A 24,052-nucleotide genomic window follows, 5' to 3' on the forward strand; every position below is an offset into this window, starting at 1 on the left:
AGACATGCCCGCTGACGCTGACGACGGAGCCGCCGAAGACGGCGGGACGGCTCGCCCGACGGACCGGGAGCACGGCTTCGGACGGCACGAGACCCCCGAGGCGCGCGCCGACCGGCGGTGGGCGGAGATGCTCCAGGAGGTGCGCGTCACCCAGACCGGCGCGCAGATCCTCTTCGGGTTCCTGCTCAGTGTGGCCTTCACCCCGCGCTTCACCCAACTGGGTGGATTCGACAAGGCGTTGTACGCGACGACGGTCCTGCTCGGCGCCCTGGCGACCGGCGCGCTCGTCGCCCCCGTCTCCCTGCACCGGATGCTCGCCGGCCACCGGCGCAAGCCCGAACTGGTGACGATGACGGGCCGCCTGGTGGTCGTCGGCATGGCACTGCTGGCCGCCGCCGTGGTGTGCGCGGTCCTCCTCCTGCTGCGCGTGGCACTGGGCGGCGGCTGGGCCTGGGGCCTCGCGGCGGCGGTCCTGGCCTGGTTCGCCGTCTGCTGGCTGCTGCTGCCGGCCGTCCTGCGGCACTACCTCGACCGCCGGGGGAGCTAGGTCTGGTTTCCCGGCGTGCCAGGGGGCACCCGGACCGCATGTGGACCGGAAACCCGCTGATCGGTGCCGCGGCCGGAGCGGCCGGCACGACCACGCTCAACGCGGTCACGTACCTGGACATGGCCCTGCGGGGCCGCCCCTCCAGCGACACACCGCAACTGGCGGTGGAACGGCTGACCGACGCCGCGCACACCTCGGTACCGGGCGGGGCGAGCGGCACGACAACCGCGTCTGCGGTCCCGGGCCGCTGCTGGGCATCGACACCGGTGTCGCCGTGGGCGCCCTCTACGGGCCGGCGCACGGATCCGGCCGACCGGGTCCCCGACCTGGTCCCGCACCTGGCCTACGGTCTCGTCACCACCGGCGCCGCGCGGGCCGCCACCCGTTGAACGCCACATGTGAGGGAGTTGTGGCATACACCGGGCGGTCACGGGCACAAGGACGACGAAGTCACTGCCGCGCCCAGCCCGTGCTCCCACCGGGCTCGCCGTCACGGACTTCGCGACCACGTCCATGACGGAAGGACCTGTTGTGCTGCTGCCGGCGGAGAAGGAACTGCGCACCGTACTGGCCCGCTTCGCCGAGGCCCGTTTCCGGCACGAGCTGGATCCCACCGACGACTCGGCCCGGACCCTCGCGGACGTCTCGTACACCCTGTGCGTCATGACGGGGGTCCGCGAGGTGGACCAGGCGCTCGCCACGGCCGACACCCTGCTGGAACGGTTGCGCGCGGACCGCCGCCACGGCACGCGGGCGGGCGAGACCCTGGCCGCCTGAAGTACGGCGGCCGCGGCGGACGCCGCACGGGTCGTCATCGGCCCGCGGTAGCCCCCGTGAGCCGGGAGCCGCGGCAAGCACGTCGCTCAGTACCGACGTCCCGCGAAGCGCCGGGCGAAGCCGTCGCCCACGTCGGCGGTCACTGTGTAGTCGTAGCGACCGGCGCTGCTGTTGAGGGTGAGCGTCGTGGCCCCGCCCGCGGCGACCGTCACGGTGCGGACGGTGCCGCCGCTCGCGCCCTGCGCCGCGTTGACGCCCACGGTGAACACGCAGGCCGCCGACCCCGCGTTGGTCAGATGCAGGGTCTGGGTCGCGCCGTCGGCGTTGTCGACCGCGTAGGCCTCGGGGTGCGCCTTGGCGCCGTGCCGATGGGATCGATCCAGCCCGACCACTGGTAGAGGCGGTTGGGGTTGGTGGGCCCCTGCACCGAGCAGAAGTAGGAGTCGCAGACGGTGAAGACGTCGGCCAGCGCGCGGACCGGTTGGGACGGTGCGGTCTCACTGGTGACGGCTGTGCACCAGGAGGGGGAACGCCAGTTCGGCGACCAGCCAGGCACACAGCAGCGCGGCGACGGCAAGCAGGACCGCTGTCGTGCCCCTGACGCGGCGTCGGGCGAGCTTCCCCATGTTCTTCTCCGTCCCTCGAACCGGCCGGGCCGCGAAGCCACGTTCGGCGCGCCCCGGGAAGTCGATCACCACTCGCCTCCCCAGGAGCACCCCGACCATGCCTCGCCCGCCGGTCCCTCGGTCGCGTTCACCCAGAAGCCGGAAGCGCGGCCCCCGGACGCGTCGCTCAGGGCAGGATCTCGACGTACCCGTCGGTCCCGTGCACACGGATCCGCTGGCCGTCGCGGATCAGCCGGGTGGCCCGCTCCACGCCCACGACGGCCGGCAAGCCGTACTCCCGGGCGATCACCGCGCCATGGGTCATCAGGCCGCCCACCTCCGTCACCAGCCCCGTGATCCCGACGAACAACGGCGACCAACTGGGGTCCGTGAAGGCCGTCACCAGGATGTCGCCCGCTTCCAGGTCGGCCTCGGCCATGTCGAGGACGACGCGCGCCCTCCCCTCGACGGTCCCGGCGGAGACCGGTACGCCGACCAGTGCGCCGGCCGGCACGTCCTCGCGCCGGTACGCCCCCGTGAGGGCCTCCCCGTCCGAGGTGATCACCCGGGGCGGAGTGAGCGCGTGGTACGAGCGGAACGCGTCCTTGCGCCGCCGAACGAGCCCGTCGTCCACCCGGTGCGAACGCACGACGTCGCGGAGTTCCTCGAACGTGAGGTAGAACGCGTCCTCCTTCTCGGACAGCACGCCGGCCCGCACGAGGCGCTCGGCCTCCGCCAACAGGGCCTGCTTGTAGACGAAGTAGCGGCTGACGATGCCGTACTTCGGGTACTCCCGGTACCCGATGAAGGTGCGGACCCGGTCGATCATCCGCCGGGTCTCCTCGGCCTTGCGGTCCCCCTCGGGCAGGGCCCGCAAGCGGGACAGCACCTCCCGCTCCTTCTCCCGTGCCTTCCGCAGCCCCTGCTCGAACCGCCGCGCGGCGGCGCCCGGTGCGAAGTTCCTGACGTGGTCGAGGATCACCGGGACGAGCGCGGCGGGCCGCTCGCGCCAACGCGGCCTCGTGATGTCGATCTCGCCGACGCAGCGCATGCCGTACCGGTCGAGGTAGTCCTCGATGGCCGCGCGCGCCTCGGCACCGCCCGGGAGCTTCGGCAACTCGTCCAGGAAGCCGTCACCCAGGAGGCCCTCGGCGCCCTCCAGGAACGCCACCACCTGCGGCCACGGGCGGATCACGTCCGCGACGTCGAGCAGCGCCAGCCCCATCTCCGACGTGACGTTGCCGGGGGCGGACAGCGTGAGGGTGTCAGCCGCGTTCTTCTCGCCGAGCCACTCCAGCAGTTTGTCGTTGAGCCACCACGTGGCCTGAATCCCCGCCATGATCGCCTGGATGTTCAACGGGTCGCCCAGGACCCGCTTGTGCTCCTCGAAGGCCTCCAGCAGGAAGTCGAACAGCGCCGGTCCGCTCTTCGTGCGGATGTCGCGCTCCAGGGCGGCGACGGACGTACGGCTCCGTTCGACCAGCTCGGTGACGATGGCCGGGTCGGTCTCGATCGGCGCGGGCGCACCACCGGGGGGCGGTCCGCCGGCGGTCCGTGCGGCGGGTGCCATCTCCGGGAGCGCGGGGACGAAGCCGTCGTGGCTCAGGACGGTCTCCAGGGCGTCCCTGACCAGCGGGTCGCCCCTGCCCATGACGTCCAGGAGGGCCGCGCGGCTCGCGGGTGAGGCCAGGCGCTGGGTGACGTCGACGAACAGCCTCCCGCCCGCCTCGTGCATCGGCGCCATGGCTGTCAGCTGCCACACGGAAAGACCCAGGGGCCTCATGGGATCGGTCATCATCTGCTGATGGCCGACGGAGACGTAGACGCGGTTCTCCTGGTCGCCGGAGCCGGAGCCGGGGATGGGGAAGAGCGTCGTGATCGGGCGGCTCTGGACGATCTGGAAGCCGTCGTCGTCCAGGCACCACTCGACGTCCTGCGGGCCGCCGAAGTGCGCTTCGATCCGCCGCCCGAGCCGTACGAGCCGCACGGCCTGCGCGTCCGTCAGCGCGGGTTCCGTCCGGCGCCCCGGGTCGAGCGCCACCTCGCGCGTGCCGCCGGTCGGCACCGCGTGAACGGCACGCCGCTTGGTGGCGATCGACCTGGTGACGACCTCGCCGTCCCGCACCGTGAAGACGTCCGGGTTCACCAGACCGGAGACCAGGGCCTCGCCGAGGCCGAAGCCGGCGTCCACGGTCGCGACCTTCCGGTTGCCCGTGACGGGATCCGCCGTGAACAGGACGCCCGCCGCACGCGGCAGCACCATCCGCTGCACGACGACGGCCATGTGGACCGTACGGTGGTCGATGCCGTTGCGCAGGCGGTAGGTCACGGCGCGCTCGGTGAACAGCGAGGCCCAGCACCGGCTGACGTGCTCCAGGACCGCCCTCGGCCCCACGACGTTCATGTACGTGTCCTGCTGGCCCGCGAAGGAGGCCGTCGGCAGGTCCTCGGCCGTCGCGCTGGAGCGGACGGCGCACGCGGCTCGCTCGCCGAGCCGGGCGTGCGCGCCGGTGATGGCCGCCGCGAGATCGCCCGGGACGGCCGTCTCCTCGATGGTCCGGCGGACGCGTGCGCTGAGGGTGCGGATCCCCTCGCGGTCGTCCGGCGCCACGCACGCCAGCCGGTCCAACTGGTCGTCGATCGACGGCGCTTCGGCCATGATCCGCCGAAACGCGTCCGTCGTCACGCAGAAGCCGTCCGGCACGCGGACGCCCTCGATCCGCGACAGCCCGCCCAGGTGCGCGCCCTTGCCGCCGACGACCGCGACCTGCGTCTCGTCAACCTGCCGAAGATCCAGCACGTACTGGTCGGTCATCGCGTCGCCTCCGGGGCAGCCGTGCCGCGTCGCGCCGCGGTGTCCGGTCGCGTCACCGGCGCCTCCTGCGCTGTCGAGTCTTCCGTGGTGCTCATCCCTGGTCGCCTTCCCTCCGACACGTGTCGGCCTTCCGCCCCGCCCGGTCGGGCGGCGGGCGCTTCCGCGCTTTCGCTAACGCCGGTCGTGCCCCCGTTTCCGCTGATCGCGGCATGAGCCGACGATTCTGCGCCGTGACCAGGGCCTTGTGGCAAGCCCCCCAGTGCGCTATAGGTTGAGAGTGGCAGGGAGAGAGCGTCTTCCCTGCCTTTGCTCTTGCCTGATCCGGTCGCGTCTCCGTGTCTTTGCGAGTCTTTGCGTGTCTTCGCCCGACCAGGCCCGCGTCTCCGTCGACCCGCACGGATCCGCCGCGCCGGCCGTTCCGCGGTGGGCCCGCCCGTGACCTGTGCCGTACGTTCCCGGACCAGGCGGGTGATCCGGCCCGGGAGGTTCCGCGCGTCGCGTCGGGTCCTGTGGCGCCCGGCGGTCGTACGGTCGAGTCCTTGCCGAAGACGAGGATTTCCGATGCGCAGTGTGACCTTTTCGATGGGCGTCTCGCTCGACGGCTACATCGTCGGGCCGGACGGTGGTTTCGACTGGGCGGAGCCCGACGAGGAGGTCTTCCGCTTCGTCACCGACCAGATCCGGGGAGTCGGCGTCCACCTGATGGGGCGGCGCCTGTACGAGACGATGCTGTACTGGGAGAGCGCCGACGAGGATCCCTCGCTCGACGCGTCCATGCGCGAATGGGCGGCGCTGTGGAATCCCCTCCCGAAGGTCGTGTTCTCGACCACGCTGCCGGCGGTGCGGGGGCACGCGCGGCTGGCCTCCGGTGGAGTGGCCGAGGAGATCGAGCGGTTGCGCGCCGAGCCGGGGGAGGGGGAGATCGCGATCGGCGGTGCGACCCTGGCCGCCGAGGCGGCCGCGTCGGGGCTGATCGACGAGTACCGTCCCAGGGTCCACCCGGTGCTGGTCGGCGGCGGCATCCCGTTCTTCCCCCAGGGCGAGCGCAGGGTGGGTCTCGACCTCGTCGAGACCCGCACCTTCCCTTCGGGCGTCGTCCACCTCCGCTACCGCGTGCCGCGTTGAGCCGGTCCGACCGCCGGGAGGCGTGCCGTCCGCGTTCGTCTCCGCTGAGGCGCGCCGGCACCGAGCGGACCGCGAGAGGTGCTAAGGCAGGTTGATAAAGTAGCCTTAGCATATGAGTGATGATCTGAACGCTGACGGCGTGGCCTCGGCCTTGCTGGCGAGCATCGGCGTGCTCGTGCGCCGGGTGCGCCAAGTGCCGGTCGACGGCGGGCTGACGATGCCCGAGCGGTCCGCGCTGTCGCTCCTGGAGCGCTCAGGTCCCACCACGTCCTCGGCGCTGGCCAAGGAGGCGCAGATCACCGCACAGGCCATGGGAGCGACGCTCGGCGCGCTGCGGGACCGCGGCCTGGTCGAGCGGCGCCCCGACCCGGACGACGGCAGGCGCGTGGTGCTCACGGTGACCCCCTCCGGTCACCAAGCGCTGAAGGACAAACGCAACGCGCGGGCCGAACTCGTCGCCCGGGCCCTGACCGACGGCACGTTCACGCAGGCCGAACTGGACCAGCTGGCAGGGGCAGCGGCCTTGCTCGACCGGCTGGCACGCACCATCTGATGCGGCCTGGTCCACGAGAACGCGGGCCTGTGACGGGTCCTTCCACGCCGCGCACGCCGCGCCGCCCGACCGGCGGCCTGGTCCATGCGCGCAGCGTGGCCTGGTGTCACCGAGGCCGTCCCGCCTCCCATCCCCGCCGTGAACTGGAGCAGCTCCCGGAATGCCACTGACAACGATCGACCCCAACCCCGCACTCGTCGTGATCGACCTCCAGAAGGGCTTCGTCCCGGCGCTCACCGACGGCCCGGCCACCGCCGCCATGGAGCGGGCGACCCACCTGGCCTCGGAGTTCCGACGGCACGGCCTGCCGGTCGTGCTGGTCAACGTCGCCGGCCGTCCGCCGGGCCGCACCGAGGTCAGGCGAACCGCACGCGCCGACGCCTTCCCGGACGGCTGGACCGACCTCATCGACGAACTCGACGTCCGGCCGACCGACCACCTGATCACCAAGCGGCGGCGCAGCGCGTTCCACGACACCGGACTCGACACCCTCCTGCGGGACCTGGGTGTCACGCAGGTCGTGCTCGCCGGCATCTCGACCAGTTCGGGCGTCGAGTCCACCGCGCGCTCGGCCTGCGACCACGGCTACCACGTCGTCGCGGTCACCGACGCCATGAGCGATCCCGACGCCGAATCCCACCGCCACAGCGTCGAACGCGTCCTGCCCAAGCTCGGCGAGACCGCCACCGCCGCCGAGGTCGTCGACATGGTGGAGGCGACACGATGACGCTGTTGGGCCGGCTCCTGAGGAACCGCAGGGCAGGGGACACCCACATGGCGTGGAACCTGCCCAACTTGCGGGTTCAGCCGCCGAGTTCACCCGGTGATCCGTCCGACGTAGAGGACAGCCCGCCCACCTCGCGGGAGGGCCTGCCCGACTCGCCGAGCCGGGAGCAGCTGATCCTGTCCAGCCGCCACTTCGGCGACGGCGACGCCATAGCGCTGGAGCACTGCGCGAAGAACATCGGCGGCGACGACACGTCTCCCCACCTGGCGTGGACGCCGCCGCCACCCGGTACGGCCCAACTCCTGCTGGTCATGGAGGACATCGACGTCCCCCTGCCCAAACCCGCCGTGCACTGCGTCGCGTTGCTCGACCCGGCGTCCGGGCAGCTCGCCCCCGGCGCCCTCGACGCGAGGCGGGCGACCGCCGGAGTCCACCTGCTGCGGTCCACCATCGGACGCGGGTACCACGGGCCCGCCCCCATCAAGGGCCATGGGCCGCACCGTTACGTCTTCCAGCTGTTCGCCCTCGCGGCACCCGTAGCCGATCCCCTCGGCACGACGCCGCTGGACCGGGCGCGGCCCCGCGCCCTCCTGCCCGCCATCAGCGCACCCGTCCTCGCCCGTGCGCGCTTGACCGGGGTCCACGAACGCTGAGGCCGAGGGCGGGGCCCGGGTTCCGGGTACCGCCCTCGGCGCGGGCACGGTCATGCGGCGAACGGCTGCTACGGACCGGCCTCAGTGCGCCACCGGCCTGGCGAGAGAACTCGCCCGTGTTCCGGGCGCAGCCCACCACCTGGCCACGGTGCGGCCTGCCCCCTACTGAAGGATCCCGGCGGCGCCGGGACCGCGGTGTCGGTACGGGACAGACACCGCGGTCGCTTCGGCGCTCGCCGGGATCCGGGTCGGCGCTCGCTGGGCAGGACGCCCTGCGTGGGGGCTCAGTCGCCCGGCCTGATGCGGCCCCGCCATGCTCCGGTCTCGCTGCCCCGGTGCTCGATGTAGTCCTTGAAGCGTCGCATGTCGCCCTTGACGCGCCGGTCTATGGCGCCGGTCAGGTCGGCGGCCTTCTCCGCGACCCCGCTCGGCTCGACGGCCATCACCAGTTCCACACGCGTGTGTTCGTCATCGAGGCGCTGGAAGCTGACCAGGCCCCGCTGCTGGGTGTCGCCGTCCACCGTCCGCCAGCCGATCCGTTCGTCGGGATGCTGGTCCACGATCTCCGTGTCGAACTCCCGTCGCACGCCACCGATCTTGGTGACCCAGTGGTTGTGGCGGTCGTCGATCTGCCGGACCTCCTCGACCCCTTCCATGAAGTGCGGGAACTGCTCGAACTGCGTCCACTGGTTGTAGGCGGTGTGCACAGGCACGTCGACCTCTACCGATTCCTTCACCGTGGTCATCAAAAGCTCCTCTCACTCGTCAGGGCAACTCCGGCGGAAAGCCGCCACACTCATGCGGGTACCCACCACATCCCGCTTATGCGATCCGACCGCGCGGTCTCCCGACGGAGGCGGCGAAACCTCGTGTGCCGCATGCCGCACTGAGGGCCGCTCCGCCGTGGCGTCAGCTCGCCGTGGTGTACGCGGTGACCCGGCTCGCGGGCGCCCGAGGCCCGACCGACGCCCGGCGGCCGATCGTGCGGCCGGGCCACGCCTTGCGCAGTCGGACGGCCAAATCGCCACCCCGGCCACGTGGCTCGGAGTGTGACGGCACGCGTGATGCGCGGTGCCCGCACGTCCGCGGATGCGGGAACGTGCGGCGACGCCGCGGTCACCTCCCCTACGTGCCCGACGTCGAGCGTGTGAAGGCGCGGCGGTAGGCGGTGGGGGTGGTGTCCAGGGCGCGCCGGAAGTGCAGCCGCAGGTTGGCCGCCGTGCCCAGCCCGCTGTCTCGCGCCACCTGGTCCACCGAGCGGTCCGTGGTCTCCAGCAGTTCCCGTGCCCTGCCGAGGCGGGCGCTGAGCAACCACCGCAGCGGGGTGGTGCCCGTCTCCTCGGCGAACCGGCGCATGAAGGTCCGTTGCGAAAGGCCCGCGTGCCGGGCGAGCACGCGCAACGTGAGCGCCTCGTCGAGCCGGTGCAGGGCCCACTCCCGGGTGGCGGACAGCGACGCCTCACCGGCCGCCGCGACGGGAGCCGGCACGTACTGGGCCTGCCCGCCGTCCCGGTGCGGTGCGGCGACCAGATCGCGGGCGATCTGGTTGGCCACCTCCGCGCCCAGATCGCGGCGCACGATGTGCAGGCACAAATCGATGCCGCAGCACACCCCGGCCGAGGTGAGCACGTCGCCCTCGTCGACGTAAAGCACGTCGCGGTCGACCGACACGGCGGGGAAGTTCCGCTCCAACTCGTCGACGTGCTTCCAGTGGGTCGTGGCGTGCAGCCCGTCCAGTACGCCCGCCGCCGCCAGCGCGAAGGCGCCCGTGCAGATCGACACCACCCGCCTGCCCCGTTGGCGGGCCTCGGCCAGTTCGCCGAGCACGGCGTCCGGCACCGGGACGGCCGGCTCGAACCCCGGCACGATCACGGTGTCGGCGGTGCGCACCTTCTCCAGGCCCCCGTCGGCGAGCAGGGCGAAGCCCGCGGTGGTGGTCACCTTCGCGTCCAGCGCGCACAGGGTCGCCTCGTAGGCGGTCTCCGGCCGGGTGGTGAAGATCTGCGCCGGAATCGCCAGGTCGAGCGGGACGACTCCGTCCAGCGCCAGGACCGCTACTCGATGCACTGCCATGGCAAGATCCTAGCGAAGTAGGGGAATTTTGCCTCTCGCCAGGTCAGAGCGGTCACGGCCAGGCTGAAGGCATGACCAGAACAACTCGCGAGGCGCCCCGCGACCCGATCACGCTGCCCGGCACACCGCTTGCCGACGCCGTCGTCAACCTCGTCCGGCCGGTGGAAACGCCGTCCGTCTTCAACCACAGCATCCGCAGCTACCTGTTCGCCCGGCTGGTCGCCGGCCGCCTCGGCCTGGCCGTCGGCCACGACTACGACGACGACCTGCTGTTCGCCGCGTGCGCCATGCACGACCTCGGCCTGGCGTCGGACGGTCCGCACAGGCAGCGGTTCGAGGTCGAAGGCGCCGACCGGGCAGCCGAGTTGCTCGTCCGGCACGGGGTACCCGCGACGGACGCCGACGAGGTCTGGCAGGCCATCGCCCTGCACACCTCCCCGGGTATCGCGGAACGCCGCGGCACGCTGTGCGTGCTCGTCCGCGAAGGCGTCGCCCTCGACTTCGGCGGGCCACTGGGCGCCGACCACGCCGAGGCCGTCACCGACGAACAGGCCGACGCCGTGCACGCCGCCTACCCACGGCTGGACATGATCCGCTCACTCACCGACGCGATCGTCGCGCAGGCCGCGAAGGACCCGAAGAACGCACCCCGTTACTCGATCCCCGGCGAATTCCTCCGTGAGCGCGAGACCTTCGGCCGGACCCGGATGGAACACGCCTGCCGCTCGACCCGCTGGGACCACTGACCCCACGGCGCCCACGAACCCCGTCAGCACAGACCCCTCAGCAGCACTCCCGTCAACGCCGGCCAGGGCACCCGTCACCGGGGACCCGGGCCGGCAGAGCAAAGGAAGCACCGCAATGACCGTCCACACCGTCGAGATCCCCGAGGGCAACGCCGTCTTCGGACAGACCACCAGCGCCTTCGCAAACTTCGGCTACTCCGCGGCGGTCCGCGCGCACGGCTTGCTGTTCATCGCCGGAACGATCGGCCGCCGTGCCGACGGCTCCATACCGGACACCATCGGGGAGCAGACCGAGATCGCCGTCCGGAAGATCGAGGAGATCCTCCGACTGGAGAACCTCGACGCCTCCGCCCTCGTCGACGTCACCAGCTACCACGTCGACATCCGCCGCCACCTGCCCGGTTTCGTCGAGGCCAAGCAGCGCCTCGTCAAGGCGCCGTACCCGACCTGGACGATCATCGGGGTCAGCGGCCTCGCCAGCCCGGGTCTCCTCGTGGAGATCCGGGCGACCGCCGCGTACCCCGACGCGTCCCGGTAGACCATCGCTCCCGGGCCCGGTTGCGGCCTCCTCCTGGGCCCGGGAGCCCGTGTCGTTCGTTCCCACCTACGGGACCAGGCCGGTGCAGGCCCGACCCGTGGTGAGGTCGGCGGGGACGGAGACGTGATCGTGCGTGAGCAGCCACGTGCCGTCCACCCTCCGCAGGACATTGGTCTCGCGGAGATCCGGCACCCCTTCGCCAGATCCGGCACCCCTTCGCCAGCGGACACGCCCGGACAGCGGCTGCCGTCCCCCGCCGCTCTACTCGACCACCCGCACGGCACCCGACGGGCAGAGCGTGCCGGCCTCACGGGCCGCCGGGCGGGCCTCGTCGCCGGGCTCAGCGGTCAGGACCACGACCACACCCTCGTCGTCCTGGTCGAACACCTGTGGCGCGGTCAACGCGCACAGGCCCGCTCCCACACACGTCTCCCGATCGGCCGTCACCCGCATGTCCGCTCCTTTCGCCCCGGTCACCAGGTGACCGGGAGTTCGTTGACGCCCTGGATCGTCGTACCCGGACGAAGAGTCAGCTGATCCACCGGGACCGCCAGGCGCAGGCCGGGCAGCCGTTCGAACAGCGCGGTGAGGATGACCTCCAGTTCGAGGCGGGCCAGGTTCTGGCCCAGGCACTGGTGCACGCCGTACCCGAACGCCAGATGGTGCCGGGCCGGGCGCCGCACGTCGAAGGTGTCCGGGTCGGCGAAGACCGATCCGTCGCGGTTGGCGATGGAGTTGACGACGATGACGCCCTCTCCCGCCCGGACGCGCTGCCCGTCGACCTCGATGTCCGCGGTGGCGACCCGCCCTCCGGCGATGTCGGCGATCGCGAGGAAGCGCAGCAACTCCTCGACCGCCCCCGGCACCAGCGACGGATCGTCACGCAACGCGGCGTACTGCTCCGGGTGTTCGAGGAGCGTGACGACACTGAGCGAGGTCATCGACGCCGTCGTCTCGTGGCCGGCCACCAGGAGCAGGATGGCGGTCGCCACCAACTCCTCGCGGTCGATCGTGCCTTTGTCCAACTGCTCGGTGACGAGTGTGCTCAACAGCCCCGGCTGGGGCGCGCCCCGCAGAGTGTCGACCAGGCCGCCCAGGTACGTCTCCAGGTCGTCGCGGGCGGCGCGCGCCCCCGCGGCGTCCGGCGACTGGATCAGTCGTCTGCTGGCGTCCTGGAAGAAGTCGTGGTCGGCGTAGGGCACACCGAGCAAGCGGCAGATCACCATCGACGGCACGGGCAGCGCGAACCGGCTCACCAGGTCGGCGGGCGGCCCGGCGTCGATCATCTCGTCCAGGAAGCCGTGCACGATCCGCTCGACGTCCGCCCGCATCCCCTTGATGCGCCGGACGGTGAACTCGCTGATCGTCATGCGCCGCTTCGGCCCGTGGTGGGGCGGGTCCAGACTGATGAACGCGGGCCGGCGGTCCCGCAGGCTCTCCAGCCGCCCGGAGGTGGCGGGGAAGTCCACGTGTGTCCGGTCGGACGACAGCCGGGGGTCGGCCAGCAGCTTGCGTGCCGCCTCATAGCCGGTCACCACCCAGGCCTGGCGGCCGTCGTAGAGGGTGACCCTATGCAGCGACCCCTCGCGCTCGCGAAGGTCGGCGTACTGGTCGGGCAGGTGATAGGGGCAGGTGCGGTCGCTGGGGAAGGCAGGGGCGCCTGCTGGGGGCGTCGCAACGGTCTCGGTCATCGGTCCCTCGATGTGCTCGACGCTTAAGGAACTGTCAGTTCCCTAAATCGGAGGCTAGGCTGACTGCCCCGAGGACCACAACGGGCGTACGACAAATGGCCGGGAGTCATGCCTTCAACCCACGGGGAAGCGCCGGACCGGTCGGTCGGCGACCAGCACAGGAACTCACGCCGCCGAGGTGAGGAGTTGGAGCGCGCCATCCTGGCGGCGGCCCTGGAGGAACTCACCGAAGCCGGCTACGCCGGGCTGACGATGGATCGCGTGGCCGCGCGAGCTGGCACCGGCAAGGCCGCTCTGTACCGTCGATGGCCGAGCCGCGCCGAACTCATCGTCGACGCCTGCGCGGCCCGGCGGTTCTCCAGCGCCGACGTGCCCGACTCCGGCGCTCTGCGCACCGACGTCATCGCGGCCCTGCGGCAGCTCTCCGACTGGCTGGGCACTTCACACGGCGACGTCCTGCGCGGGCTGCTCACCGAGATCGTGCACGACCCGGAGCTCGCCCGGCTGGTGCGTGAACGGCTCCGGACCGCCGGCCCCGGCCCGATCCAAGGCGTCCTGCGCCGAGCGGTCGACAGGGGCGAGATCCAGCCATGGATCCTCACCTCGCGCCGGGCCACCGTGGCGGTTGACCTGCTCCGCAACCACTTCCTGCTGTACGGGGCCCCCATCCCGCAGGATGTCGTCACGGAGATCGTCGACGACGTCTACCTTCCGCTCCTGCTGGCACCACGCGGTGCTTCCGCGGGCCCGGCCTCGCGGCACGGTGGCGAGGGCGGCTAGCGGGTCGCCAGTCAGGCCGGTGGCCGCGACCGGCCTCCCGGTCGCGGCCACCGTTTCTCAGTGTGCCGTTGCCGATGTGGCGGTGACGTCAGCGGAGTCGACGAGGGCGAGTCGGTGGCCGTACTGGATGGTGTAGTACGACTCGGCGCCCTTGACGACGGTGTCCGGCGGGCTGTGGAAGAAGTCGTCGGCCGGGGACGCCGCGGTGGTCGCCACGTAGGCCTGACCGGTGGGGAACTGGTAGCGGCTCAGCGGTACTTGGGTGGAGGGCGACAGGTTGGCCGGGTACTCCGACGCCTTCGGGTAACCCGATCCGTACAGCGCGACCGTCGAGGTGCCGGACGCGGGGCGGAGCACCTTCACGCAGTGCGCCGGGGAGGTGTTCTCGCCGCCGGGGTTGTAGATCCAGCCCTCCTGGCCGGAGTACCAGATCGCGGTCCAGTCCCCGGACCGGTCGGCGACCACGAACTGCTGGCCGGCCGAGACCGTGCTGCCCCAGTCGCTGATCTCGTCGCTGCCCGCCGCCGAGCCCGAGTGCAGGTACGGGTCGCCCACCAGCGGTGCCGAAGCGTTCGGCGCGGTGCGCACGTACAGGATGCTGGACGGGCCGGTCTGGTCGGTGCAGGTCTTGGTGGAACCGGTGCCGTCGTCGCTGGGGCAGACGTTCACCGTCTGCTGGTCGTCGGCGAAGGAGGGGTCGATCGTGATCGGGGAGCCGACCGGGCCCACCCCATGGGGCGTGGAGTCGACGGGCGCGCCGAGCATGCGCATGAAGCGGTTCCAGTCCCAGTAAGGGCCCGGGTCCCAGTGCATTCCCGCCACGTATCCGTCCTGCGGACCGGGTACGTCGTCGTGGCCGATGATGTGCTCGCGGTCCAGCGGGACGTGGTACTCGGCGGCCAGGTAGCGCACCAGGGTGGCGGTCGAGCGGTACTGCGCGGCGGTGTACCAGGTGGCGCCCTGCGCGGCGAAGCCCTCGTGCTCGATGCCGATCGCGTGCATGTTGAACCAGAAGTTGCCGGCGTGGAACGCCACGTCCTGGTCGGGGACCGACTGGGTGACCGCCCCGTCCGAGGAACGGATCACGTAGTCGGCCGCGTCGCCGCCCGCGCTCTGGAAGCTGTCGATGGCTGCCTGGTAGGACGACTCGGTGTCGTGGATGACGATGTACCGGATGTCGATCCCGTCCGCCGGACGGTTGGCGACCTGGTAGTTGGCGGTGTTCGCGGGGGCGAACTGGCAGTCGAGTCGCGCGGGGCACTGCGCTTGCGGGTCCGGCTGCGTGTCGTTCAGGTGCAGCGCGGTGATCTGCGAGGTGCGGGGCCGGACCGCGGAGTCGGCCGGCAGCTTCATCCGCTGTCCGCCGGGCGTGCCGGAAGCGCCGTTCCGCACGTCCTGGAAGACCGCGTCCGCGAAGGAGCGGGCTGCGGCCGCCCCCGTGGACTGGCTGTAGCGGGCGACCGCGCCGTACCACTGGCCGGGGTCGCTCGGCGTGGCGCCGCCGGTGATCTTCTTCTCGTACGACGCGAGCAGCGCGGCGCCCGCCCGGACGTTCTGCCGGTCGTCGTCACGCACCTGGGAGGCCGGGGCGCCGATGAGGGCGGCGGCGGTGGTGAGGGTGTGCATCGCGGGGTTCGCCGCGACCGACGCGAGTTCGTGGCGTCCCGCCTCGCCCGCGCTGCCGCCTGCGACCATCCCCGGGGTGACGTCCGCGAGGTTCATCACCCCGTATCCGCCGTCCGCGCTGTACTGCCCGCCGTGCGGGACCCACTGGGACTCCTCGTAGGAGACGCCGAGCAGCACCGGCAGGGGGACGTGGAACTCGCCCGCCGCCGCGGCGAAGTCCCGCTGTCGGGCATCGGACAGGGCATCGGTCTGGCCGGCCTGGGCACTGGTGCCGGCGAACAACGTGCCGCCGATGGCGAGAAGCGCGGCCGCACCCCCGGCGACTGCCGCGACGGTCTTGTTCCGTCTCCGCCGATGGGAAGCATGGGGAGCCATGAGCGTCTCCTGATGGGATGTGCTGGGGAACTCCGGCCGAAGCGCGCCGGGTTGTGCGGCTGTCGAAGATCGCCAGGATGTCTGACGTGCATATTACGTTCCCGCCACGGGCCACCCCGCCGGGGCGAGAGTCCGCCGGGAGTGCCGCCCCTGCGGCGGAACGCAGTGGTCCCCAGCAGGCGGAGACGCCGAGTGGCTGACACCGTGAGTGAGCCCCTGGACGCCGAAGACGCAGGTGAGGCCGCTGCCGACGGCGCCTTCGGCCGAGCGGGTCACGCTCGGTCGGCCTGCCGAGCGCGCCCGGGCGAGAGGGCGCGGCGCTCCGGTGGAGGACGGACCACGGCCGCGGCGGACCAAGTGGGTCCCGAAGTCTGCCCCGAAGGGCGCGACCACCGACCATCTCGGCCCCGGCCGGCACGACTCGACGGGCAAGACGGAGGCGACTCACGTCACCGTCGCGACCGCGCCCGATGTGGAACGACGAACGGGCGTGCGGTGGAGCGGAGTTGACCGGGCCCGGGCCGTGGCACATCCTCAGCCCGAACGGACGATCCTCGCCTCGCGTCACCCCCTGCGGTCGGTGGCGCCGCGGGCGTAGCGTCCGGGGGCGATGCCCATGAGCCGTTTGAAGTGCCGGGCCAGATGCGACTGGTCGTAGAACCCGACCGCGGCCGCGACCTCACCGGGTGGCCGACCGTCGAGGAGCAGCCGTCGGGCGCGGTCCACCCTGCGGGCCATCAGGTACTGGTGCGGGGCGATGCCGAACGCGGCACTGAACGAGCGCACCAGGTGGGCGGGGTGGGCGTGGACCAGCTTCGCGGCCTCGTCCAGGGTCACGCCCTGGAGCAACCGTTCGTCGAGGAGTTCCCGCAGCGTCTGCGCCACACCGGGGGCGGTCCCGGGCGGGCGGGGGAGGAGTCGGGGGCGCAGGTGGCCGCGCAGCCGTTCACAGATCAGGGCGAGCCGGCTCTCCGCCTCCAGTTCGTCGCCCCGGTTCGCCAGAGCCGCGTGCAACTGTCCGACACGCCTGCGCAGGAGGGGATCGGCCAGGTCGGGGCCGTCGACCGCGGCGCCGATGAGGCTCTCGTCCAGCCGGGTCCGGTCCAGATACAGCACCCGCTTGCGGAATCCCCGAGCGGTGGCGGGTGACCCGTTGTGCGGCACCTGCGGCGGCAGCAGGGAGACCGTGTCGTGCGGGGTGCCGCGCTCGCGGCGGTCCAGGTCGTAGCGGACCGCGCCGTCGTCGACGATCAGCAGGGTCCACGCCTCGTGGACGTGCATGGGATACGCGTGTTCGGTGTAGTGGGCGTGGAAGACCTCCACGACACCCGGGACCTGTGGGCGCCACGCGGAAGTCTCCTGCCGGGTCACCATGCAAACAACGTACAAGACGCCGCGGCGGCGCCCGCCGCATCCTCGAAGCATGACGACCGAGAACCCGCCCCTACGCTTCGACACCAAGATCGCCGTGCTGCTGAGCGAGGACCTGGCACTCTGGCAGCGCCTGAACGTGACCGCGTTCCTGGTCAGCGGTCTCGGCTCGGAACTCCCCGAGGTCATCGGCGAACCCTACGCCGACGCCGACGGCACCCCTTACCTGCCGATGTTCCGCCAGCCCGTCCTGATCTTCGAAGGGACGAAGGAGACCCTGACCGCCGCGCACGGCCGCGCCCTGTCCCGTGCGCTGCCGCGGTCGGTGTTCACGTCCGACCTCTTCAGCACCGGCCACGACGAGGACAACCGCGCGGCCGTACGGGCCGTGCCGAGGGACCGACTGGACCTGGTGGGCCTCGCGGTCCACGGAGCGCGCAACGCGGTGGACAAGGTGCTCAAGGGAGCCCGCATGCACCCCTGACCGAGGCGTTCGCGCGGTGGCCCCGCCCGCGGAGGCCGGGGCTTCAGCGCCGATGGTGGCCGCGGGGCCGGCCGGACAGTCAGCTCTGGTCGTTCCCGGACGCGCGTCGCACCCGGTACCAGACGAGCCCGACGACCACGACGCCCATGGCGAGGTAGAGCCCGCGCAGGGCGCTCGTGCTGTGGAGGAACGAGGAGGGGCCCGAGACACAGAGCATGACTACGGCCCACGCCCACGACGCGGGTTCGCGGCGCTCGCTCACACCTCGACGAGCGCGGACCGCCTTGAGCAGTCCCCAGGCGCCGAGGGCCAGGACGAGGCCCACGAAGGGGTCCGTCAGGCCCGGCCCGAGGTCGTCACCCGGAGCTTGCAGGGCCACGGCGACACCGAACAGGACCGCGCACGTCGGCGGTACCCAAGCTGGCACAGGCGGACGCGACGTGGCGCGGCGCGCCGTCCGCACGTGCGGCTGACCGGGCCCGGCTTCTGATGCGTCCATGCCGGGCATTGTGGTAGACGGACACCCGCGGCCCCCGGGCCGCGTGCTGACCCCCCGCAGCGTTGCCGCGTACGCCGCGGCCGAGGCGCCGGAGCCGGTGTAACGCTTCTCGGCGCGAACGACCAGTAAGGGATGTAAGGCGTCTTCTCCCGTTGATCTGCCACTCAAGGAGTCGTCCGTGCCAGCGGAGCATCCGACAGCACCACCCACCCGGGACCCGGCCGGGTTCGCAGTCTTCTATGAGCAGCAGTTCGACACCGTGCTCGGGTTCGTCACCCGCCGTGTCGACGACGCCCACCTGGCGGCCGACCTGACGGCGGACATCTTCGTCGCCGCCCTGGAGGGCGCGCACACCTACGACCCACGGCGTGGCACGCCGGCCGCCTGGCTGTACGGCATATCCCGCAACGTCATTGAATTCGGCGCCTTCACGCGGCGCGCTGCCTGACCGGGCCCGTAGCCCCGTAGAACGGCGCCAGTCGCGTGCCGGAGCCCGCGTTCCCCGGGCGGGGAACGCGGGCCCCGGCATGTGCGTCCTTCGTGCGGATGGTCAGCCGCTGGTGACGGGCTGGCACTCCTGGAGGAAGCCGGGCGCGCCCTGAACCTGGACGCCGACGCAGTAGTTGCCGGTCGGTTCTGTCGCGTTCGGCGTCCACTTGGCCGTTCGTGAGCCGCCCTGCGCTGTGTAGCCGTAGCCGGAGTCGGAGCCCAGGTGCCTGCCGCTGTTGCTCTGGTTGAAGATGAAGACGTTGAAGTTCTCGCCGTCGTTGGTGGCCGTGCCCACTCCATGTATCCAGTTGATCGTGGAGCCCTGGCCCTGGATGTAGACGCAGCCCTCCATGTTGCCCTGGTTCTCGCCTCCGGTGCAGCCGCTGTCGCTGTCCGGGTGGATGGTGAGCTTTCCGCCGGTCACGGAGTAGGACTCGGTCTTCGTCCAGGTGTGTGCGTGGCTGACGGCCGCGTTCGCGGGCACCGCCAGCGCCGCGGTGCCGACGGCGGCTGCCACGGCGACGAGGAGCCGGGCGATCTTGCGCTGGGGCTGGGACACAGTGCCTCCGTTGTATGGAGCGAGTAGGTCTGTCCCGTCGGCCGCCCGCTTCCGTGAGGAGGAACCGGCCCAGGGGGAGTCGGCGTCCGACGCGAGGTTCGGCCGCCGGAGGTGAGATTGCCTGCTCCTGGCCTGCCTGTGCCATAAAGATCGGCATCATTCCGGATTCCCGGGACGGAAGCCCCCTGGCCTGATGGAACGCCGTGGAGAGTGACGGGTCCGTGGAACGCGCCCTATGGATGGACGGCTCTCCGGCCGGTACGACCGACCGGAGGTACCGCCCGCGTCACCGCCCGACCGACCCGTCGATCTGCTCGCGCAGGATGTCCGCGTGTCCGGCGTGCCGGGCGGTCTCCTCGATCATGTGGACCAGCACCCAGCGCATCGACGGCGGCGGGGTCTCCCGCAACGAGCGGGCACCGGGGCGGTCCAAGTCGGTACAGGCCAGGGCGACTTCGTTGGCCTGGGCGATCGCCTCGCGATAGGCGTCCGCCAAGCCCGACGCGGTGTCGTCGGCGGACACCGCCTCCTCGTCCTCCCAGCGTTCGCGGTCGGCACCGGCGTAGGCCCAGACGAACCAGTTGAGTTCCACGGCCGTCAGGTGCTTGAGCAACTGGAGCAGACTGGTCCCGGAAGGGACGCCGGCCTTGCGAACGGCCGGTTCCGGGACGCCGTCCACCTTCGCCAGGACGGAGTCGCGCAGGTAGTCCAGGAAGGTCAGCAACGTGGTCTTCTCGTCGGCGTTCAGCCCGGGGGGCCGCAGGTCGGGACGAGGCCATGGATCTGAAGTCGTCATGAGTGAACGGTAGGTGACCGCCGGGGTCCCGGGCACGAACGGAGCGTCGACCCAGCGGCCCTCCGCGTACGGTTGCAGGCCGCCCAGCCCGAACTCGCGGACGGTGAGCGCGGGGGCCCCGGTCGGTGTGTTCGGCATGGCGCTCAGGGCCCGCCGCACAAAGGCCACTGGGTCCTGGGCCGGCTCGTCCGCAGAGCCCGGAGCGTGACACCGGGTCGTCGTGACGTCCGAAACGCGGGCGGGACTTCGTGATCGACGACAAGATGCCGGCGCCCTGGAAGCCCGCCGCATCCACGACCTCTGCCGCGCGCACGGGGTTCCCGTCTGGTGCGGGGGCATGCTCGAAACCGGCATCGGCCGCGCGGCCAACGTGGCGCTCGCCGCCCTCCCCGGTTTCACCCTGCCCGGCGACACCAGTGCGTCCGACCGCTACTACGCGACCGACATCACGCCGCCCTTCACCCTCGCGGACGGCCACCTCGCGGTCCCCGACGCCCCCGGCATCGGCGCCGACCCCTTGCCGGACGTCCTCAGGAAGGTGACCACGACGACCGAATGGATCCCCGCGTAGCGGCCGCGGCGTGCGCTGGCAGCCGACGTGTCCTCCGTCGAAGGGGCGCGGAGACCAGCGGCGGCGCCGAACGGCACCGAACGAGGGCCCGCGCCGCCCTCGTTCGGTTTCATCGGCGCTGATGGGACCTGACGTTTGGGGTGAAGGCCTGCGCCCGGAAGCGGGGACGGCGAACCTCGTTTGAGAAGTCCTCACTTCTGCGAGCACGAAGCGTCACAGTTCCCACCGAGGGTGGTCAGACGCTTGAGGTGGCGGCTTCGGGCTCCGGCTCGGCGGCTGTGCCACTCAGGCCGAGGCGCAGGTGCTCGACGTGGTACAGCGCCTGGTCGAGCAGTTCGCAGACGTGGTTGTCGTAGAGGGAGTAGACGACGGAGCGGCCCCTGCGGGTGCCGACGACGAGGTCGAGGTTGCGCAGCAGGCGCAACTGGTGGGAGCAGGCGGACTGTTCCATGCCGACCTCGGCGGCCAGTTCGGTCGCCGGCAGCGGGCCCTCGCGCAGGCGGGAGAGGATCAGCAGCCGTGACGGGGTGGCCAGCGCCTGAAGTGTGGCGGCCACCTTCGCGGCGTTGTCCGCGGTGAGGCGGGTGCGGGGGACCCGGCTTGCGGGAGGTTCGGCTCCATGACCCATGCGGCCATCGTACGCCTCCGAATGAACGTATGAATCGCTGTTCATTCGTTCCTGTTACGGTGGTGGCGTTGGACACTGTCCGCCCGTGCCGAAGGAACCCTGTTTCGCATGTCCTCCACCCTCACCCGCCCGGCGCCTGTCGGCGACGCTGTCCGTGACGCGGTGGCGCCCGGGCGCCGTACCCGGATCTTCGCGCTGCCCGAGGCGCGCTGGGCGGCAGCCTCGCTGGTGCTGTTCCTGATCGCGCTGCCCCTGCATCTGCTGGGTGCGTCGGCCTGGGCGTGGGGGCCGCTGTTCGCCCTCACTTACGTCAGCGGCGGCTGGGAGCCGGGCTGGGCGGGCTTGCAGGCGCTGAAGGACAAGACGCTGGACGTGGACCTGCTGATGGTGGTCGCGGCACTGGGCGCGGCGGCGATCGGGCAGGTGCTGGACGGCGCACTGCTGATCGTCATCTTCGCCACCTCCGGCGCCCTGGAGGCGATCGCCACCGCCCGCACCGCCGACTCGGTCCGCGGCCTGCTGGACCTCGCCCCTGCCACCGCGACCCGCCTCGGTGACGACGGGGCCGAGGGGAGCGTGCCGACCGGCCGGCTGGCGGTGGGCGACGTGATCCTGGTACGCCCGGGGGAGCGGATCGGCGCCGACGGCCGGGTGCTGGACGGGGCGAGCGAGGTGGACCAGGCCACCATCACCGGCGAGCCGCTTCCGGTGGCGAAGCAGGTCGGGGACGAGGTGTTCGCCGGCACGCTGAACGGCACCGGTGCGCTGCGGGTGAAGGTCGAGCGTGATCCGTCCGATTCGGTGATCGCCCGGATCGTGGCCATGGTCGAGGAAGCCTCCGAGACCAAGGCGCCCACCCAGCTGTTCATCGAGAAGGTCGAGCAGCGCTACAGCCTGGGCATGGTCGCCGCGACGATCGCGCTGTTCGCCCTGCCGCTGCTCTTCGGCGCCGCGCTGCGGCCGACGCTGCTGCGGGCGATGACCTTCATGATCGTGGCCTCGCCGTGCGCGGTGGTGCTGGCCACCATGCCGCCGCTGCTGTCGGCGATCGCCAACGCCGGCCGTCACGGCGTGCTGGTCAAGTCCGCCGTGGTGATGGAGCAGCTCGGCCAGGTCGACGCGGTGGCGCTGGACAAGACCGGCACGCTGACCGAGGGCACTCCGCGCGTGACCGACATCCGCCCGCTGACGACCTCCGGCCTGGACGAGGACGCCCTGCTGCGGTACGCGGCGGCAGCCGAGCACCCCAGCGAGCACCCGCTCGCCCGCGCCGTCGTGGACGCCGCCCGCACACGGAACCTGGACATCCCGCTGGTGGAGGACTTCGCCTCCGCCCCCGGCACCGGGGTCACCGGCACCGTCGACGGCAAGGCGGTCGCGGTCGGCAGCCCCGCCCGTCTCCGGGGCGGCCGCGGCGACGAGCCGGCCGCCTCGGTGGCCGCCCGGCTGGAGGAGGAGGGGCGCACCGCCGTCCTGGTCGAGGTCGAGGGCTCCCCGGTCGGTGTGCTGGGCGTCGCCGACCGCCTGCGCGAGGAGGCCGCCGCCACCGTCACCGCGCTGACGTCGCTGACCGGCCACGCGCCGGTGCTGGTCACCGGTGACAACCCGCGCGCCGCCGCCCGCCTCGCGAGCGAGGTCGGCATCACCGACGTCCGCGCAGGTCTCCTGCCGCAGGACAAGGTCACCGCCGTGAAGGAGCTGGAGAACGCCGGGCGCAAGGTGCTGGTGGTCGGCGACGGCGTCAACGACGCCCCGGCCCTGGCCGCCGCCCACACCGGCATCGCCATGGGACGCGCCGGCTCCGACCTCGCCCTGGAGACCGCCGACGCCGTCGTGGTCCGCGACGAGCTGGCCACCATCCCCACCGTCGTCGCGCTCTCGCGCCGCGCCCGGCGCCTGGTCGTGCAGAACCTCGTGATCGCCGGGACGTTCATCACCGGCCTGGTCGTCTGGGACCTGGCCGGTACCCTGCCGCTGCCGCTCGGTGTCGCCGGGCACGAGGGATCGACCGTCATCGTCGGCCTCAACGGTCTGCGCCTGCTGGCCGATTCCGCCTGGCGCCGAGCCCGGGACGGCCAGTGAGCCGCCGCACTCGCGAGGCTGCCCCCGCCACGGCGGGATCAGCCCGCTGCACGGTCACCGTCTGCCGCGGCTGCTGCTGCGGGACCCCCAAGATCCCCGGTCTGGACCACGGCGCGCAGCTCGCCCAGCTGCGCGGAGCCCTCGACGACACCGCGCAGGTACGGGTGACCGGCTGCCTGGACGCCTGCGAGCACGCCAACGTCATCGTCGTGCAGCCCTCCGCGGCCGGCCGCGCGGCGGGCGGGCGCCCGGTATGGCTGGGCCTGGTCAACGACACCGACGCCGCCGACGACATAGCCGCCTGGGTGGAAGCCGGCGGTCCGGGCCTGGCCGACCCGCCCGGCATCCTGGACCTGTACGCCTTCACCCCCTCCCGCCGCATCCGCCAGGCGCTGGCAGACTGACCGCCACCGCCTTTTACGGGGATCGGCGGCCTCGACCACGCTCCCCGCAACGACCAGGACCAGGACCACCTTGCCGCGACGCGGCTTCGCCCGGGAGTACACCACCCTGGGCTGCAACGTGAGGGCATCGTGGTCCTCGCCATCGCCGCGATCGACGCCCCCTCGTCGCGCTGGCCGGCTTCGGTCCGGATTCCCTGATCCAGATCGGCGCCTCCACCATGGTGATCCGGGAACTGTCCGGCACCGGTCTCAACCACCGCCGGTCGCCACTGGGGGGCAACGCGGCGGGGACAACCTCAGCTTCCACGTACGGCTGTCACGGATGGAACCGACCTGACCTGCGCCGCGACTGCGGCGTTCGCACGCTCCGAGCATCGGGCGAGGGGAACCCGCGCCGCACCGCCACGGCGGCGGTGCGGCCTCGGCGGCGGTCCGTCGCCCTGCCGAAGCCCGCGCCTAGGATGAGCTGGTGGTGGATGAGCAGGATCGCGGCGTGCTGCGGGTACTGATCGTCGAGGACGACGCGGGCATCGCCGAT

Annotated in this window: 28 protein-coding genes and 2 pseudogenes; 15 read left to right on the forward strand and 15 right to left on the reverse strand. The window is 71.9% G+C overall.

Annotation, left to right across the window (positions count from 1 at the left end; all coding sequences use genetic code 11):
• The first annotated feature begins 4 nt into the window (after positions 1 to 4).
• From CK485_RS00775 to CK485_RS00785, 3 genes are all read left to right on the forward strand, one after another.
• On the forward strand, positions 5 to 547 hold the full coding sequence (locus CK485_RS00775) for a DUF6328 family protein (protein ID WP_199239188.1): 543 nt from the start codon (positions 5 to 7) through the stop codon (positions 545 to 547).
• Positions 548 to 585: 38 nt separating this feature from the next.
• Complete coding sequence (locus CK485_RS00780) at positions 586 to 936, forward strand: hypothetical protein (protein ID WP_109445754.1); 351 nt, start codon at positions 586 to 588, stop codon at positions 934 to 936.
• A gap of 142 nt (positions 937 to 1,078) precedes the next feature.
• The gene (locus tag CK485_RS00785) at positions 1,079 to 1,324 is read left to right on the forward strand and encodes a DUF5133 domain-containing protein (RefSeq protein ID WP_109445756.1); all 246 of its coding nucleotides are present in this window, start codon (positions 1,079 to 1,081) and stop codon (positions 1,322 to 1,324) included.
• 86 nt (positions 1,325 to 1,410) lie between these two features.
• On the opposite strand, the gene CK485_RS28915 is transcribed toward CK485_RS00785, so the two are convergent.
• From CK485_RS28915 to rph, 4 genes and pseudogenes are all read right to left on the reverse strand, one after another.
• Positions 1,411 to 1,716, reverse strand: coding sequence for a phospholipase domain-containing protein (locus CK485_RS28915; RefSeq protein WP_199239215.1), 306 nt, complete (start codon positions 1,714 to 1,716; stop codon positions 1,411 to 1,413).
• Positions 1,686 to 1,796: pseudogene (locus CK485_RS29970) on the reverse strand (alkaline phosphatase family protein); the annotation flags it as partial. The gene CK485_RS28915 and the pseudogene CK485_RS29970, both read right to left, overlap by 31 nt.
• 25 nt (positions 1,797 to 1,821) lie before the next feature.
• Positions 1,822 to 2,019: a hypothetical protein gene (locus tag CK485_RS29275; protein ID WP_158288141.1), complete on the reverse strand. Its 198-nt coding sequence runs from the start codon at positions 2,017 to 2,019 to the stop codon at positions 1,822 to 1,824.
• A gap of 97 nt (positions 2,020 to 2,116) precedes the next feature.
• Entirely contained in the window at positions 2,117 to 4,744 is a 2,628-nt protein-coding gene (rph, locus tag CK485_RS00795) for a rifamycin-inactivating phosphotransferase (protein ID WP_109445760.1), read from the reverse strand.
• A gap of 561 nt (positions 4,745 to 5,305) precedes the next feature.
• Between rph and CK485_RS00800 the strand changes: the two genes are divergently transcribed.
• From CK485_RS00800 to CK485_RS00815, 4 genes are all read left to right on the forward strand, one after another.
• Positions 5,306 to 5,869, forward strand: coding sequence for a dihydrofolate reductase family protein (locus CK485_RS00800; protein WP_109445762.1), 564 nt, complete (start codon positions 5,306 to 5,308; stop codon positions 5,867 to 5,869).
• Positions 5,870 to 5,981: 112 nt separating this feature from the next.
• Positions 5,982 to 6,422 (forward strand): MarR family transcriptional regulator, encoded by a 441-nt coding sequence (locus tag CK485_RS00805; protein WP_109445764.1) that lies wholly within the window; start codon positions 5,982 to 5,984, stop codon positions 6,420 to 6,422.
• Between the two features lie 160 nt (positions 6,423 to 6,582).
• The gene (locus tag CK485_RS00810; RefSeq protein ID WP_109445766.1) at positions 6,583 to 7,149 is read left to right on the forward strand and encodes an isochorismatase family cysteine hydrolase; all 567 of its coding nucleotides are present in this window, start codon (positions 6,583 to 6,585) and stop codon (positions 7,147 to 7,149) included.
• Positions 7,146 to 7,802, forward strand: coding sequence for a YbhB/YbcL family Raf kinase inhibitor-like protein (locus CK485_RS00815; protein ID WP_109445768.1), 657 nt, complete (start codon positions 7,146 to 7,148; stop codon positions 7,800 to 7,802). Before CK485_RS00810 ends, CK485_RS00815 begins: the two co-directional genes overlap by 4 nt.
• Positions 7,803 to 8,086: 284 nt before the next feature.
• On the opposite strand, the gene CK485_RS00820 is transcribed toward CK485_RS00815, so the two are convergent.
• On the reverse strand, positions 8,087 to 8,548 hold the full coding sequence (locus CK485_RS00820) for an SRPBCC family protein (protein WP_109445770.1): 462 nt from the start codon (positions 8,546 to 8,548) through the stop codon (positions 8,087 to 8,089).
• 379 nt (positions 8,549 to 8,927) lie between these two features.
• Complete coding sequence (locus tag CK485_RS00825) at positions 8,928 to 9,875, reverse strand: helix-turn-helix domain-containing protein (protein WP_109445772.1); 948 nt, start codon at positions 9,873 to 9,875, stop codon at positions 8,928 to 8,930.
• A 71-nt stretch (positions 9,876 to 9,946) separates the two neighbouring features.
• Between CK485_RS00825 and CK485_RS00830 the strand changes: the two genes are divergently transcribed.
• Entirely contained in the window at positions 9,947 to 10,621 is a 675-nt protein-coding gene (locus tag CK485_RS00830) for an HD domain-containing protein (RefSeq protein WP_109445774.1), read from the forward strand.
• 115 nt (positions 10,622 to 10,736) lie between these two features.
• Positions 10,737 to 11,159, forward strand: a complete 423-nt coding sequence (locus CK485_RS00835) for a Rid family hydrolase (RefSeq protein ID WP_109445776.1) — start codon at positions 10,737 to 10,739, stop codon at positions 11,157 to 11,159.
• Between the two features lie 261 nt (positions 11,160 to 11,420).
• On the opposite strand, the gene CK485_RS00845 is transcribed toward CK485_RS00835, so the two are convergent.
• Both CK485_RS00845 and CK485_RS00850 read right to left on the reverse strand, forming a co-directional pair.
• Entirely contained in the window at positions 11,421 to 11,612 is a 192-nt protein-coding gene (locus tag CK485_RS00845; protein ID WP_109445779.1) for a ferredoxin, read from the reverse strand.
• A 20-nt stretch (positions 11,613 to 11,632) separates the two neighbouring features.
• Positions 11,633 to 12,850 (reverse strand): cytochrome P450, encoded by a 1,218-nt coding sequence (locus CK485_RS00850; protein ID WP_109445781.1) that lies wholly within the window; start codon positions 12,848 to 12,850, stop codon positions 11,633 to 11,635.
• 186 nt (positions 12,851 to 13,036) lie between these two features.
• On the opposite strand from CK485_RS00850, the gene CK485_RS00855 reads away from it, so the two are divergent.
• Positions 13,037 to 13,630, forward strand: coding sequence for a TetR/AcrR family transcriptional regulator (locus CK485_RS00855; protein WP_241968044.1), 594 nt, complete (start codon positions 13,037 to 13,039; stop codon positions 13,628 to 13,630).
• A 57-nt stretch (positions 13,631 to 13,687) separates the two neighbouring features.
• Here CK485_RS00855 and CK485_RS00860 read toward each other — a convergent pair whose 3' ends face one another.
• On the reverse strand, positions 13,688 to 15,631 hold the full coding sequence (locus tag CK485_RS00860) for a peptidoglycan recognition family protein (protein WP_109445785.1): 1,944 nt from the start codon (positions 15,629 to 15,631) through the stop codon (positions 13,688 to 13,690).
• 564 nt (positions 15,632 to 16,195) lie between these two features.
• Positions 16,196 to 17,005, reverse strand: coding sequence for an AraC family transcriptional regulator (locus CK485_RS00865; RefSeq protein WP_109445787.1), 810 nt, complete (start codon positions 17,003 to 17,005; stop codon positions 16,196 to 16,198).
• A gap of 49 nt (positions 17,006 to 17,054) precedes the next feature.
• Here CK485_RS00865 and CK485_RS00870 point away from each other — a divergent pair, with 49 nt between their 5' ends.
• Positions 17,055 to 17,486, forward strand: a complete 432-nt coding sequence (locus CK485_RS00870; RefSeq protein WP_109445789.1) for a DUF2000 domain-containing protein — start codon at positions 17,055 to 17,057, stop codon at positions 17,484 to 17,486.
• Positions 17,487 to 17,565: 79 nt separating this feature from the next.
• Here CK485_RS00870 and CK485_RS00875 read toward each other — a convergent pair whose 3' ends face one another.
• Complete coding sequence (locus CK485_RS00875) at positions 17,566 to 17,865, reverse strand: hypothetical protein (protein ID WP_109445791.1); 300 nt, start codon at positions 17,863 to 17,865, stop codon at positions 17,566 to 17,568.
• A gap of 298 nt (positions 17,866 to 18,163) precedes the next feature.
• Between CK485_RS00875 and CK485_RS00880 the strand changes: the two genes are divergently transcribed.
• Positions 18,164 to 18,433, forward strand: a complete 270-nt coding sequence (locus tag CK485_RS00880) for a sigma factor (protein ID WP_241968045.1) — start codon at positions 18,164 to 18,166, stop codon at positions 18,431 to 18,433.
• 102 nt (positions 18,434 to 18,535) lie between these two features.
• Here CK485_RS00880 and CK485_RS00885 read toward each other — a convergent pair whose 3' ends face one another.
• Positions 18,536 to 19,033, reverse strand: coding sequence for a hypothetical protein (locus CK485_RS00885; protein WP_109445793.1), 498 nt, complete (start codon positions 19,031 to 19,033; stop codon positions 18,536 to 18,538).
• A gap of 286 nt (positions 19,034 to 19,319) precedes the next feature.
• Positions 19,320 to 19,967, reverse strand: a complete 648-nt coding sequence (locus CK485_RS00890) for a DinB family protein (protein WP_342673444.1) — start codon at positions 19,965 to 19,967, stop codon at positions 19,320 to 19,322.
• A 136-nt stretch (positions 19,968 to 20,103) separates the two neighbouring features.
• Here CK485_RS00890 and CK485_RS00895 point away from each other — a divergent pair.
• A pseudogene (locus tag CK485_RS00895) lies at positions 20,104 to 20,400 on the forward strand (enolase C-terminal domain-like protein); the annotation flags it as partial.
• Positions 20,401 to 20,635: 235 nt separating this feature from the next.
• Here CK485_RS00895 and CK485_RS00900 read toward each other — a convergent pair.
• Positions 20,636 to 21,028: a metalloregulator ArsR/SmtB family transcription factor gene (locus CK485_RS00900; RefSeq protein ID WP_109445795.1), complete on the reverse strand. Its 393-nt coding sequence runs from the start codon at positions 21,026 to 21,028 to the stop codon at positions 20,636 to 20,638.
• A gap of 108 nt (positions 21,029 to 21,136) precedes the next feature.
• Here CK485_RS00900 and CK485_RS00905 point away from each other — a divergent pair, with 108 nt between their 5' ends.
• On the forward strand, positions 21,137 to 23,110 hold the full coding sequence (locus CK485_RS00905) for a heavy metal translocating P-type ATPase (RefSeq protein WP_109445797.1): 1,974 nt from the start codon (positions 21,137 to 21,139) through the stop codon (positions 23,108 to 23,110).
• Complete coding sequence (locus tag CK485_RS00910; protein WP_109445799.1) at positions 23,107 to 23,514, forward strand: hypothetical protein; 408 nt, start codon at positions 23,107 to 23,109, stop codon at positions 23,512 to 23,514. The genes CK485_RS00905 and CK485_RS00910 overlap by 4 nt, the downstream gene beginning before the upstream one ends.
• A gap of 316 nt (positions 23,515 to 23,830) precedes the next feature.
• Here the strand turns inward: CK485_RS00910 and CK485_RS29230 are convergent.
• The coding region (locus CK485_RS29230; protein WP_206749849.1) for a hypothetical protein at positions 23,831 to 24,052 on the reverse strand (222 nt) is incomplete at its 5' end.

It is taken from the genome of Streptomyces sp. ICBB 8177 (assembly GCF_003144095.1).
Taxonomy (GTDB): Bacteria; Actinomycetota; Actinomycetes; order Streptomycetales; family Streptomycetaceae; genus Streptantibioticus_D.

Coding starts and splice junctions, on each gene's coding strand:
- CK485_RS00775 (WP_199239188.1), top strand. CDS start 5: ATGCCCGCTGACGCTGACGACGGAGCCGCCGAAGACGGCGGGACGGCT.
- CK485_RS00780 (WP_109445754.1), top strand. CDS start 586: ATGTGGACCGGAAACCCGCTGATCGGTGCCGCGGCCGGAGCGGCCGGC.
- rph (WP_109445760.1), bottom strand. CDS start 4,744: ATGACCGACCAGTACGTGCTGGATCTTCGGCAGGTTGACGAGACGCAG.
- CK485_RS00800 (WP_109445762.1), top strand. CDS start 5,306: ATGCGCAGTGTGACCTTTTCGATGGGCGTCTCGCTCGACGGCTACATC.
- CK485_RS00805 (WP_109445764.1), top strand. CDS start 5,982: ATGAGTGATGATCTGAACGCTGACGGCGTGGCCTCGGCCTTGCTGGCG.
- CK485_RS00810 (WP_109445766.1), top strand. CDS start 6,583: ATGCCACTGACAACGATCGACCCCAACCCCGCACTCGTCGTGATCGAC.
- CK485_RS00815 (WP_109445768.1), top strand. CDS start 7,146: ATGACGCTGTTGGGCCGGCTCCTGAGGAACCGCAGGGCAGGGGACACC.
- CK485_RS00820 (WP_109445770.1), bottom strand. CDS start 8,548: ATGACCACGGTGAAGGAATCGGTAGAGGTCGACGTGCCTGTGCACACC.
- CK485_RS00825 (WP_109445772.1), bottom strand. CDS start 9,875: ATGGCAGTGCATCGAGTAGCGGTCCTGGCGCTGGACGGAGTCGTCCCG.
- CK485_RS00830 (WP_109445774.1), top strand. CDS start 9,947: ATGACCAGAACAACTCGCGAGGCGCCCCGCGACCCGATCACGCTGCCC.
- CK485_RS00835 (WP_109445776.1), top strand. CDS start 10,737: ATGACCGTCCACACCGTCGAGATCCCCGAGGGCAACGCCGTCTTCGGA.
- CK485_RS00845 (WP_109445779.1), bottom strand. CDS start 11,612: ATGCGGGTGACGGCCGATCGGGAGACGTGTGTGGGAGCGGGCCTGTGC.
- CK485_RS00850 (WP_109445781.1), bottom strand. CDS start 12,850: ATGACCGAGACCGTTGCGACGCCCCCAGCAGGCGCCCCTGCCTTCCCC.
- CK485_RS00860 (WP_109445785.1), bottom strand. CDS start 15,631: ATGGCTCCCCATGCTTCCCATCGGCGGAGACGGAACAAGACCGTCGCG.
- CK485_RS00865 (WP_109445787.1), bottom strand. CDS start 17,005: ATGGTGACCCGGCAGGAGACTTCCGCGTGGCGCCCACAGGTCCCGGGT.
- CK485_RS00870 (WP_109445789.1), top strand. CDS start 17,055: ATGACGACCGAGAACCCGCCCCTACGCTTCGACACCAAGATCGCCGTG.
- CK485_RS00890 (WP_342673444.1), bottom strand. CDS start 19,967: ATGCCGAACACACCGACCGGGGCCCCCGCGCTCACCGTCCGCGAGTTC.
- CK485_RS00900 (WP_109445795.1), bottom strand. CDS start 21,028: ATGGGTCATGGAGCCGAACCTCCCGCAAGCCGGGTCCCCCGCACCCGC.
- CK485_RS00905 (WP_109445797.1), top strand. CDS start 21,137: ATGTCCTCCACCCTCACCCGCCCGGCGCCTGTCGGCGACGCTGTCCGT.